This window comes from Mycobacterium avium subsp. avium, from assembly GCF_009741445.1.
In the GTDB taxonomy this organism is placed as follows: Bacteria; Actinomycetota; Actinomycetes; order Mycobacteriales; family Mycobacteriaceae; genus Mycobacterium; species Mycobacterium avium.
The window spans coordinates 1,916,778-1,928,226 of sequence record NZ_CP046507.1; the positions used below are offsets into that span (position 1 = coordinate 1,916,778).

General features: G+C 71.9%; 8 protein-coding genes and 1 pseudogene. 2 read left to right on the plus strand and 7 right to left on the minus strand.

The annotated features are described in order from the left end of the window. Positions 1-220: 220 nt before the first annotated feature. Positions 221-571: a hypothetical protein gene (locus MAA44156_RS08860; RefSeq protein ID WP_003878051.1), complete on the minus strand. Its 351-nt coding sequence runs from the start codon at positions 569-571 to the stop codon at positions 221-223. Positions 572-741: 170 nt separating this feature from the next. Between MAA44156_RS08860 and rbpA the strand changes: the two genes are divergently transcribed. After that, positions 742-1,077 carry an RNA polymerase-binding protein RbpA gene (gene rbpA / locus MAA44156_RS08865; protein ID WP_003872122.1) on the plus strand — a complete coding sequence of 112 codons (336 nt, stop codon included), beginning with the start codon at positions 742-744 and terminating at the stop codon, positions 1,075-1,077. A 7-nt stretch (positions 1,078-1,084) separates the two neighbouring features. Here rbpA and lnt read toward each other — a convergent pair. The 3 genes and pseudogenes from lnt to MAA44156_RS08885 form a co-directional block, all read right to left on the minus strand. Continuing rightward, positions 1,085-3,768: pseudogene (gene lnt, locus MAA44156_RS08875) on the minus strand (apolipoprotein N-acyltransferase). Next, the gene (locus tag MAA44156_RS08880) at positions 3,761-5,293 is read right to left on the minus strand and encodes an amidohydrolase (protein WP_227974649.1); all 1,533 of its coding nucleotides are present in this window, start codon (positions 5,291-5,293) and stop codon (positions 3,761-3,763) included. Before MAA44156_RS08880 ends, lnt begins: the two are co-directional and overlap by 8 nt. Positions 5,294-5,418: 125 nt before the next feature. After that, positions 5,419-5,934: an FxsA family protein gene (locus MAA44156_RS08885; RefSeq protein ID WP_009976685.1), complete on the minus strand. Its 516-nt coding sequence runs from the start codon at positions 5,932-5,934 to the stop codon at positions 5,419-5,421. A gap of 72 nt (positions 5,935-6,006) precedes the next feature. Here MAA44156_RS08885 and MAA44156_RS08890 point away from each other — a divergent pair, with 72 nt between their 5' ends. After that, positions 6,007-6,708 carry a dienelactone hydrolase family protein gene (locus MAA44156_RS08890; protein WP_009976682.1) on the plus strand — a complete coding sequence of 234 codons (702 nt, stop codon included), beginning with the start codon at positions 6,007-6,009 and terminating at the stop codon, positions 6,706-6,708. A gap of 23 nt (positions 6,709-6,731) precedes the next feature. Here the strand turns inward: MAA44156_RS08890 and MAA44156_RS08895 are convergent, their stop codons facing one another. The 3 genes from MAA44156_RS08895 to MAA44156_RS08905 form a co-directional block, all read right to left on the minus strand. Further along, positions 6,732-7,112: a PPOX class F420-dependent oxidoreductase gene (locus MAA44156_RS08895; RefSeq protein ID WP_003878054.1), complete on the minus strand. Its 381-nt coding sequence runs from the start codon at positions 7,110-7,112 to the stop codon at positions 6,732-6,734. A 77-nt stretch (positions 7,113-7,189) separates the two neighbouring features. After that, on the minus strand, positions 7,190-10,765 hold the full coding sequence (gene cobN, locus MAA44156_RS08900) for a cobaltochelatase subunit CobN (protein ID WP_009976680.1): 3,576 nt from the start codon (positions 10,763-10,765) through the stop codon (positions 7,190-7,192). Continuing rightward, positions 10,758-11,441, minus strand: coding sequence for an alpha/beta hydrolase family protein (locus MAA44156_RS08905; protein ID WP_024637318.1), 684 nt, complete (start codon positions 11,439-11,441; stop codon positions 10,758-10,760). The genes cobN and MAA44156_RS08905 overlap by 8 nt, the downstream gene beginning before the upstream one ends. Between the last annotated feature and the right edge of the window lie 8 nt (positions 11,442-11,449).

The following is an 11,449-nucleotide window of genomic DNA, read 5'->3' on the forward strand; positions in this document are numbered from 1 at the left end:
CGGCTGCTACAGGAGGACCGGCTGGGACGGGCGAAGCGCCCCGCGCGGGCGGGATGCGACGCCGGGCGCCCGGTGCGCTCGCTGGACAGCGGTCCGCCGTGAACGTGGCCCCTGGTCCATGGCGCGACTGTACCCGGCCGCCCGTCGTGCATGGTCAGGCGCGGGTCGCGGCCGGTTCAGCCGCCGAGCCGGCGCGGGCCGCGCGGCAGGCACGAAGCCGTCACACACCGGCGCGGCGCCAGCCGTCGGCGGCTCGGGCGGCCTGGATCAGCGCGTCGCACAACTGACGCAGCTCGGCGGGCCCGGCGCCCTCGTCGACCGCGGTCGCCACGTCCTCGGCCGCGCAGCGCACCTGGTAGACGCGATCGGACAGGTCGGCCGCGTCGTCGGCGGACAGCACCACGGCATCCTCGGGCACCGCCGCGGCGCCGTGCCGGTTCAGCGAGCTGCGCTGCTCGTAGGCCCGCTGCCGGCAGGACTGGCGGCAGTACTGGCGGCGACGGCCCATGCCCGCGTCGGTGACGTCGCGACCGCACCAGCGGCAGGGCTGCGGATGGGTACGGCGGCTCACGCCTGCCGACTTTAGTCGGGGATTCTCGGCGATCCCGGTATCATGGATGGTCGCGTCGCGTATCCCGGTCTGCCGCCGGGAACTGCGCAGATCGCCACAGCGTTGCTTAGCGAGGAAGAATCGCCCTACGGGAGCCGCAGAGCTCCAGAAGATTTAAAGGAGTAGCACACATGGCTGATCGCGTCCTGAGGGGCAGCCGGCTCGGAGCCGTGAGCTACGAGACCGACCGCAACCACGACCTGGCCCCGCGTCAGATCGCGCGGTACCGCACCGAGAACGGCGAAGAGTTCGAGGTCCCGTTCGCCGACGACGCCGAGATCCCCGGCACCTGGCTGTGCCGCAACGGCATGGAAGGCACCCTGATCGAGGGCGACCTGCCCGAGCCGAAGAAGGTGAAGCCGCCGCGGACGCACTGGGACATGCTGCTGGAGCGCCGCTCGATCGAGGAGCTCGAAGAGTTGCTCAAGGAGCGCCTCGAGATCATCAAGAGCCGCCGCCGCGGCTGACCCCCGCTCAGCTGCGGTTGTCGGCCCGGGTCGGGCGCGCCCGCCGCGCACCCGACCGGCGGCCCTGAATGCCCCAGCGGGTGACCTTGACCAGGGCCTCGCGGATGTTGGATCCGCTCATCTTGGACACGCCGAGCTCGCGCTCGGTGAACGTGATGGGCACCTCGGCGATGGTGAACCCGTTGCAGATGGTGCGCCAGGTCAGGTCGATCTGGAAGCAGTAGCCCTTGGAGTCCACGCCGTCGAGGTCGATCGCTTCCAGCACTTCGCGGCGGTAGGCCCGGTAGCCGGCGGTGATGTCGTGCACCCCGATGCCCAGCGCCAGCCGCGCGTAGGTGTTGGCGGTCCAGGACAACGCCCAGCGCCGCCACGGCCAGTTGCGCACCGTGCCGCCGTCGACGTAGCGGGAGCCGATGGCCAGATCGGCGCCGCCGTCGACCGCGTCCAGCAGGCGGTGCAGCTGCTCGGGCGCGTGGCTGCCGTCGGCGTCCATTTCGACCAGCACGGAGTAGTCACGGCTCAACCCCCAGGCGAAGCCGGCCAGGTACGCCGCGCCCAGTCCGTCCTTGGCGGTGCGGTGCATCACGTGGGTGCGACCGGCGTCGGCCGCCGCCAGCTCCTCGGCCAGCCGGCCGGTGCCGTCGGGGCTGCTGTCGTCGACGACGAGCAGGTGCACGTGCGGGCAGGCGTCCTTGAGCCGCCGGTGGATGACCGGCAGGTTCTCCAGCTCGTTGTAGGTGGGGATGATCACCAGGACGCGCTGGCTGGGTCGGGTGCCCGGGTCCGGGGGCGCCGGTTGGCCGGTGGTCATGTAGCTCCTCTGTGTCGCCCGATATGGGGTCGGCCGCCCTCGGGCGGTCCAGTGTCGTCGCCGCCGTCCTCTGGCGGAGCGTGGTCGCCGTCCTCGTCGGGCGCGGCATTGTGCGCCGGGTGTGTGTCGCCCTCGGTTTCGGCCGGGGAGGCATCGGGATGCTTCGGCGCACCCGAGCGTCCCGGCCTCTGCCGGATCGAACGCGGGAACCATCCATTCTGCCGTATCGCGACCAGGATCACCGCCCCGGCCACCGCGACCATCACCCATTGCAGCAGCGGCGCCCAGCGGGTGGCCGGCGTCAGCCTGGTTTTGAGGCGCACCTGTATGTCCAGGTAGGCGGGCTGGAAGAAGTCGGTGCGCGCCAGTTCGGCGCCGTCGGGGGCGATCACCGCGCTGATGCCGGTGGTGCCGGCAACCACCACGTAGCGGTCGTGCTCGACGGCCCTGACCTTGGCGAACGCCAGCTGCTGCTCGCTCATCCGCTGGTTGAAGGTGGCGTTGTTGGCCGGCACGACCAGCAGCTGGGCGCCGTGGGTGACGGCGCGCCGCGGGACGCGGTCGAAGATCACTTCCCAGCAGGTGGCGACCCCGACCGGCACCCCGGCCATGTGCACCACGTCGCTGCCCGCGCGGGGCACCATGGCGCCGGCGCGGTCGGCGTATCCGGACAGATGCTTGAACAGCCACGGCATCGGCAGGTACTCGCCGAACGGCTGCACGATCTCCTTGTCGTGGCGGTCGGCCGGGCCGGTCGCCGGGTTCCACACGATCATGGTGTTGGTGTAGCGGGGATCCTGCGCCGGGCGTCCGGGGACTTCGAGCACGCTGCCGATCAGGATCGGTGCGCCGATGGCCGACGCGGCCTGCGAGATCTCCAGGGCGGCGTCGCCGTTGACGAGCGGGTCGATGTCCGAGGAGTCTTCCGGCCAGATCACGAACTGGGGTTGCGGGGCGGCCCCGGCCCGCACGTCCTCGGCCAGCCGCAGCGTCTCCCGGACGTGATTGTCCAGCACCGCCCGGCGCTGCTCGTTGAACCCGAAACCCAGCCGCGGCACGTTGCCCTGGACCGCCGCGACGGTCACCGAGGGCTCGCCGCCCGAGCCGGTACCGGAGTGCCGCACCTGCGGCCAGACGATGACCGCCGCGAACAGCACCAGGCAGATGCAGACGCCGGGCAGCACCACCGCCGGCGGCGCGGCCGGCCCGGCCGATGACTGGGCCGCGGGGTAACCGGAGCGCCACCACTTGACGATCTCCAGCGCGAGGGCCGTCGCGCTGAAGCCCACCAGCATGATGGCGAACGAGAGCAACGCGACGCCGCCCAGCTGGACCAGCGGCAGGAACGGTCCGTGCGTCTGGCCGAACGCCACCGAGCCCCACGGGAAGCCGCCGAACGGGAAGATCGACTTCAGCCACTCCTGGGCCGCCCACAGCAACGCGAACCAGACCGGCCAGCCGGGCAGCCGGCGCACCAGCACGGCGAACAGCCCGAAGACGGCGGGAAACAGCGCCGACACCGCGGCCAGCACCAGCCACGGGACGGCACCGACCAGCAGCCCGACCCACGGCAGCAGCGGTAGATAGAAGGCCAGCCCGAAGACGAAGGCGTACCCCAGCCCGCCCGCCGGCGTCGTCGCCGGATGGGTGAGCACCCACGCCAGCAGCGCGGCGGCGGGGACGGCGGCCCACCACCAGTTCACCGCCGGGAAGCTGGCGCACAGCAACCCGCCGCCCACGACGGCGCAGATCAACCGGAGCAGTCGGGGCCGCATCGCCGCCTGCGCGGCCGGCAGCCGGGCGATCACCGCGGCGCCCAGCCCGGTCGCCGCCCGGCGCGCGGCGCTGCCCAGCCGGGCTGCGGCCCGCTCGTCAGCCATGGATGACAGCGCCCCGATGCACCGTTCGCCGGCACCGCGGCAGGGCGTCGGTCGGGCCCAATCGCGGCAGCGCGGGCACCCGGGACCGCGGATCGGTCGACCAGCGCGCGACCGTGTCGCGCGGGGCGCTCACCTCCAGGTCGCCGGCGGCCCAGACGGCGTAGGAGGCGGGCGCGCCGGGCACCAGGGTGCCGGTCATCCCGTCGCGGACGCCGGCCGCCCGCCAGCCGCCGCGGGTGGCCGCAGCAAACGCGGCGCGCACCGAGATCGCGCTGCCCGGGGTGCGATGGTGGGCCGCGGCGCGCACGCTCGTCCAGGGGTCAAGCCCGGTGACGGGGGCGTCGGAACCTAGCGCGAGGGGCACGCCTTGGGATGCTAACAGCGCAAACGGATTGAGCTGACTGCCTCGCTCGGCCCCGAGCCGCTGCGCGTACATGCCGTCGGCGCCGCCCCAGAGCGCGTCGAAATTTGGTTGCACGCTGGCGATGACACCCCATCGGCCCAGCTTGGCGGCCTGCTCGGCGTCGATCATCTCGACGTGTTCGAGGCGATGCCCGCAGCGGGCGACGGCGACCGGGCCGAGCCGGGCGGCGACCTTCTCGAAGGCGTCCACCGCCGCGGCGACGGCCGCGTCGCCGATGACGTGGAACCCGGCGGTGATCTCCGCCTCGGTGCAGGCAAGCAGATGCGCCTCGACGGCCTCGGGGTCCAGGTAGCAGGTCCCGGTGCGGTCGGGCGCGTCGGCGTACGGCTCGCGCAGCCAGGCGGTGCGGGACCCGAGCGCCCCGTCGATGAACAGGTCGCCGGCCAGCCCCCGGGCACAGGTGGCCTCGATCAGCGCCCGCGCGTCGGTGGCGGTGCTCACCGGCTCACCCCAGTAGCCGATCACCTCCACACCGTGGTCGAGGGCCCGCAATTGCAGCCAGTCGTCCATGCCGCCGATCTGGGGTCCGGCGCATTCGTGCACCGCCACGATGCCGGCCGCCGCGGCGGCATGCAGCGCCGCGGCGCGGGCTTCGGCGAGTTGCTCGGCGGTCAGCAGGTTCCGCGCGGCCGCCCGGACCAGATGGTGGGCGTCGGCGACCAGCGGCCGGTCCGGGCTGAAACCGCTGGCCGACGGGAGTTGGGCGACCCGCCGTCGCAGCCCGGTGGAGGCCAGCGCGGAGTGCGCGTCCACCCGGGTCAGGTAGGCCGGCCGGTCGCCGACCACGGCGTCCAGGTCGGCGGTGCCGGGCGGGGTGCGCTCCGGCCACGACGTTTCGTCCCAGCCGTGTCCCCAGACCGGCCGGCCGGGGTGGGCGGCGGCGTGGTCGGCGATTAGTTGCAGGCAGTGGGCGCGGGAGCGGGCCGGGCGCAGGTCCAGCCCGCACAGGGTCAGGCCGGTGGCGGTCAGATGGATGTGACTGTCCACGAAGCCGGGCGTGACGAAACCGCCGTCGAGGTCCTCGACGTCGGCATCCGGGAACAGGCTGCGGCCGACGTCATCGCCGCCCAGCCAGGTGATGACACCGCCGCGGACGGCCATCGCGGTCGCGTCCGGCGCCGCCGGGGTGTGCACCCGGCCGTTGACCAGCAGGGTCACCGGTGTCGGTCGGTCGGCCACGTCCACACGCCAAAACTACGTGCCGCCGCGCCGGGCGCGGCAACCGCTCATCCGGTGGCTCGGCGGCCGTCGAACGGTTGGTTGCGCGCCGGTGCCGGCACGTCGTGGACGTCGATGACCTCGCCGTCGATGTAGTCGCGGTGCTCGTACGGGCCGCGCGGATCGGTGGCGGCGCGGAATGCGGTCGGGTAGGGCGGGGCGTGCCGCTGCAGGGTGCGCAGCGTCAGCGCGGTCAACCGCGGCGCGGCGGCGCCGCGTATCGGCGGGATGAACAGCATCAGGCCCAGCGCGGTGCTCAGCAGTCCGGGGATGAGAACCAACGCCGTGGCCAGGCTGAGCAGCGCGCCGTCTCCGGCCGCGGCCCGGGGCTCGGTCAACCCCGAGCGCAATTGCCCGATCCGGCGCAGCAGCTGGGATCCAGCCATCGGCGCCACCACGCCCCAGCCGAGCAGGAAGGTCGCCAGCAGCACCAGCAGGGTCCAGCCCCAGCCGATCGTCGACACCAACGCGAAGGTCACCGCGAGTTCGACGACGGCGTAGAGGAGCAACAGCCGGGCCACCATGTCAGGCCAACGGCCGCGCACCGGTCGGAGTTCCCGTGGTGCGATCCGACGCGATTGCAGTTAGATGACGCTATGACCACGATTCAGATCGATACCCCCGACGGACCGATCGATGCGCTGCTGAGCACTCCGGCCGGACAGGGCCCTTGGCCGGGTGTAGTGGTGATCCACGACGCGTTCGGCTACGGCCGGGACAAGCAGTCGATCAACGACCGCATCGCCCGGGCCGGCTACCTGGCGCTCACCCCGAACATGTACGCGCGCGGCGGCCTCGTCCGCTGCATCACGCGGGTCATGAAGGAGCTGGCGGCCCAGCGGGGTCGCGCGCTCGACGACATCCTGGCCGCCCGCGACCACCTGCAGGCCATGCCGGAATGCACGGGCCGCGTCGGGATCGCGGGGTTCTGCATGGGCGGGCGTTTCGCTCTTGTCATGTCGCCCAAGGGTTTCGGCGCGTCCGCGCCGTTCTACGGCACTCCCCTGCCCGGCAACCTGGACGAGGTGCTCGAGGGCGCATGCCCGGTGGTAGCGAGTTTCGGCGGCCGCGATCTCACCGGCAAGGGCGCGGCGGAAAAGCTGCGAAAAGTGACCGCGGACAAGAACATCACCGCCGATATCAAGGTCTATCCGGAGGCCGGGCACAGCTTCGCCAACGAGCTGCCGGCCCAGCCGCTGCTGCGGATCGCCGGTTTCGGCTACAACGAGGAGGCCACCGAGGACGCCTGGCGCCGCGTTTTCTCCTTCTTCGGCGAGCATCTGGCCGCCACACCGTAGTCCCGCCCCGGTTCGGCCGGCCGCTACGCCACTTTCAATTCGAGGCCGACGTTGTTGGCCATGCCGCCGCGCAGCTTGCTGAAGAAGTTGAACACCTTGCCGACCACGCCGTAGCGCTTGCCGATCGCGTCGTAGACCGCTGCGGTCTGCGACTTGTCGAGGATGGCGGCGGTACCCTCGACGGCCTCACTGGTGGGGCGGCCGTTCATGGTGCAGGTGGCCAGCGTGACTCGCGGGGTGTGGCGAATCCGCTTGACCTTCCACGATTTTTCCTGGGTGATGACCAGCAGTCGGTCTTTGTCCGCGGCCGCCCAGATCGGGGTCGGCTTGGGCTTGCCGTCCTTGGTGAACGTGGTCAACAGGATGTATTGCGCCTTGGCGAGGTCGGCGAAGGTGGGGGTCACTCGATCAACGTACCGCTGGAGCCGATCACCGGCGCGCGCCGAGTGTGAGACCAGCCGCATGCTCGGCGAGCAGCCGCTCAGCCCTCCAGGTCGCCCTCCGTTTCCAGCAGCGCCTGGCGGAGGCCGTCCAGGGTTTCGGGTTGCGGCTGCGCCCACATACCCCGCCCGGCCGCCTCCAGCAGCCGTTCGGCCATCCCGTGCAGCGCCCAAGGATTCGACTCGGCCATGAATTTCCGGTTCTCCGGATCCAGCACGTAGCGCTCGGTGAGCTGCTCGTACATCCAGTCGGCCATCACGCCCGCGGTGGCGTCGTACCCGAACAGGTAGTCGACGGTCGCCGCCATCTCGAAGGCGCCCTTGTAGCCGTGCCGGCGCATCGCCGCCATCCAGCGCGGGTTGACCACCCGGGCCCGGAACACCCGCGTGGTCTCCTCCGACAGGGTGCGGGTGCGGATCGCGTCGGGTCGGGTGTTGTCGCCGATGTAGGCGGCCGGCGCCTGGCCGGTCAGCGCCCGCACCGTGGCGACCATGCCGCCGTGGTACTGGAAGTAGTCGTCCGAGTCGGCGATGTCGTGTTCGCGGGTGTCGGTGTTCTTGGCCGCGACCGCGATGCGCCGGTACTGGCGGTTCATGTCGTCGACCGCCTCGCGGCCGTCCAGGTCGCGGCCGTAAGCGAAACCGCCCCAGGCGGTGTACACCGCAGCCAGGTCGGCGTCGTCGCGCCAGTTGCGGCTGTCGATCAGCTGCAGCAACCCCGCACCGTAGGTGCCCGGTTTGGAGCCGAAAATCCTTGTGGTGGCGCGTCGTTGGTCGCCGTGCTGCGCCAGGTCGGCCTGGGCGTGGGCGCGGACGTAGTTGTCGGCGGCGGGCTCGTCCAGGCCGGCGACCAGTCGCACCGCGTCGTCGAGCATGGTGACCACATGCGGGAAGGCGTCCCGGAAGAAACCCGAGATCCGCACGGTCACATCGATGCGCGGGCGGCCCAGCTCGGCCAGCGGGATCGGGGCGAGCTCGACGACCCGGCGTGACGCATCATCCCACACCGGCCGAACACCAAGCAGCGCAAGGACTTCGGCGATGTCGTCGCCGGCGGTGCGCATCGCGGAGGTGCCCCACACCGACAGGCCGACCGATTGCGGCCACCGGCCGTGGTCGTCGCGGTAGCGGGTCAGCAGCGAATCCGCCAGCGCCACACCGGCTTCCCAGGCCAGCCGGGACGGGACCGCTTTGGGGTCGACGGAGTAGAAGTTGCGCCCGGTGGGCAGGACGTTCACCAGCCCGCGCAGCGGCGAGCCCGACGGGCCCGCCGGGATGAAACGGCCGTCCAGGGCGCGCAGCACCTGGTCGATTTCGGCGCTGCTGCCGGCCAGCCGGGGCACCACTTCGGCGGCCGCGAACCGCAGCACCGCCGCGGCGTCGGCGTTGTCTGTGAGCCGCCCGGCGGCGTCGGGATCCCAGCCGGTGGCCTGCAGCGCCGCCACCAGTTCCCGGGCCGCGGCCTCGGCCCCGTCGACCGCCGAGCGTTCGTCGGTGCCGTCCTCGGCCAGACCCAGCGCCTGGCGCAGGCCGGGGAGGACCTGCTCGCCGCCGAACAGTTGACGGGCACGCAGGATCGCCAGCACCAGGTCCAGTTCGGCTTCCCCCGTTGGCTTTTGGCCCAGGACGTGCAGGCCGTCGCGGATCTGGACGTCCTTGATCTCGCACAGCCAGCCGTCGACGTGCAGCAGCATGTCGTCGAAGGAGTCCTCCTCGGGGCGTTCGGTGAGCCCGAGGTCATGGTCCATCTTGGCGGCCCGGATCAGCGTCCAGATCTGCTGGCGGATGGCGGGCAGCTTGCCGGGGTCCAGCGCGGCGACGTTGGCGTGCTCGTCGAGCAGCTGCTCCAAACGGGCGATGTCGCCGTAGGTTTCGGCGCGCGCCATCGGCGGGATGAGATGGTCGACGAGCACCGCGTGCGCGCGCCGTTTGGCCTGGGTGCCCTCGCCGGGGTCGTTGACCAGGAACGGGTAGATCAGCGGCAGGTCGCCCAGCGCGGCGTCGGGCGCGCAGCCCGCCGACAGGCCCAGCGTCTTGCCGGGCAGCCACTCCAGGTTGCCGTGCTTGCCCAGGTGCACCACCGCGTGCGCGCCGAATCCGGCGTCCAGCCAGTGGTAGGCGGCCAGGTAGTGGTGGCTGGGCGGCAGGTCGGGGTCGTGGTAGATCGCGACCGGGTTGTCCCCGAAGCCGCGGGGCGGCTGCACCATCAGCACCAGGTTGCCCGATTGTATTGCGGCGATGACGATTTCGCCGTCGGGATCGTTGCTGCGGTCCACGAAAAGCTGCCCGGGTGGCGGGCCCCAGTGCTGCTGGACGGCGTCGGTGAACTCGGCGGGCAGGGTCGCGAACCAGGCGCGGTAGTCGGCGGCGGACACCCGGATCGGGTTGCCGGCCAGTTGCCCCTCGGTGAGCCAGTCGGGGTCTTGCCCGCCCCGCTCGATCAGGGCGTGGATCAGGGCGTCGCCGTCGTTCGCCTCGACGCCGGGCAGGTCGCCGATGCGGTAGCCGTGCGCGCGCATGGCCCGCAGCAGGGCGACCGCGCTGGCCGGGGTGTCCAGCCCCACCGCGTTGCCGATGCGGGCGTGCTTGGTGGGATAGGCCGAGAACACCAGGGCCACCCGTTTGTCGGCCGGGCCGACGTGGCGCAGCCGGGCATGCCGCACCGCCAGTCCCGCCACCCGGGCGCATCGCTCGGGGTCGGCGACGTAGGAGATCAGGCCGTCGTCGTCGATCTCCTTGAAGGAGAACGGGACCGTGATGATGCGGCCGTCGAATTCCGGTACCGCGACCTGACTGGCCACATCTAGCGGGCTCAGGCCGTCGTCGTTCTGCAACCACTGGGCCCGCGGGGTGGTCAGGCACAGCCCTTGCAGAATCGGGATGTCAAGGGCGGCAAGGTGTTCGACGTTCCAGCTGTCGTCGGAACCACCGGCCGCCGCCTCCGCCGGTTTCAGTCCCCCGGCGGCCAGCACGGTCACCACCATGGCGTCGGCCTCGCGCAGCCGTTGCAGCAGTTCGGGTTCGGCGGTGCGCAGCGACGCGCAGTAGATCGGCATGGGTCGCGCGCCGGCGTCCTCGATGGCCGCACACAGCGCCTCGACGTAGCCGGTGTTGCCGGCCAGGTGTTGGGCGCGGTAGTACAGCACGGCGATGGTCGGGCCGTCGGTGTCGATCGCGTTGGGCCGCGCCGGTTCGCCCCAGGTCGGCGTCATGACCGGTGGGGCGAAACCGAATCCGGTCATCAGCACGGTGTCGGACAGAAAGGCGTGCAGCTGGCGCAGATTCTCGACGCCGCCGTGCGCTAAATAGATGTGCGCCTGGACCGCGATGCCGGCGGCCGGCGTGGACAGGCCGGTCAACTCGGCGTCGGCGGCCTGCTCACCGCTGACCAGCACGGTGGGCACGCCGCTGGCGAGCACCGTGTCGATGCCGTGTTGCCAGGCGCGGTAACCGCCGAGGATGCGCACCACCACGATGGCGGCATCGGCCAAGAGATCGGGCAGTTGGTCGTCGGACAGCCGCGACGGGTTGGCCCACCGATAGTTTTTCCCACTGGAACGGGCGCTGATCAGATCCGTGTCGGATGTCGACAGCAGCAGGATGGTCGGCTCAGCCACCCAAGTACCGTAGCGTCGCCGCGATCCGGGCGGCGACCTCCCCGGCGAACCGCAGCGTCTCATCCCGCGCGCCGGGTTGGTAGCGGTCGGCGACCGGGTCGTAGTCGGCGCCGGCGATCGACCCGTGATCGGCAGCCACCTCGACGAGCTGCACCGGCCAGCCGATCCGCTGCAGGTGTGCGGCGAAGTCCCGGCTGGCACTCACCGGCACCACATCGTCGGCGACGCCGTGCAGCAGCGTGAACGCGGTGCCGCTGCGGTCGGGCGGCACCGTGTCGGTGGCCGCCCGACCGGTGAGCGGGTCGGGAACCATGAACGCGCCGGCCAGGCAGAAGGTGTGCAGGGGCGCCACGCCGAATCGATCCGCCTGCAGGGTGACGCCCGCCGCTGCGGCCCCACCCAGTGACCACCCGACCAGCGCCACCGCCCCGGAGTCACCGGCGAGCCCGCGGGTGAAGTCCAGCGATCGCAACAGGTCGGCGCGTCCGCCGTCGGCGGCGTGGGAGTTCCAGTCCGGCGCCACCACCATCAGACCGTGGGCGGCGAGCAGGCCGGCCAGCGGGCCGACGGCGGCGCGGGCGTCGGTTTGCGCGCCGTGCCACAGCAAGACCGTGGGTGATGCCGGTTCGCCGAAGACGTCGGCCCAGCGGCCCGGGGCGTAGCGCAACGTCCTCACCGCAGCAG

Excerpts from the sequence above, each read along its gene's own strand:
- rbpA (WP_003872122.1), top strand. The coding sequence starts at position 742 with ATGGCTGATCGCGTCCTGAGGGGCAGCCGGCTCGGAGCCGTGAGCTAC.
- MAA44156_RS08880 (WP_227974649.1), bottom strand. The coding sequence starts at position 5,293 with ATGGCCGTCCGCGGCGGTGTCATCACCTGGCTGGGCGGCGATGACGTC.
- MAA44156_RS08885 (WP_009976685.1), bottom strand. The coding sequence starts at position 5,934 with ATGGTGGCCCGGCTGTTGCTCCTCTACGCCGTCGTCGAACTCGCGGTG.
- MAA44156_RS08890 (WP_009976682.1), top strand. The coding sequence starts at position 6,007 with ATGACCACGATTCAGATCGATACCCCCGACGGACCGATCGATGCGCTG.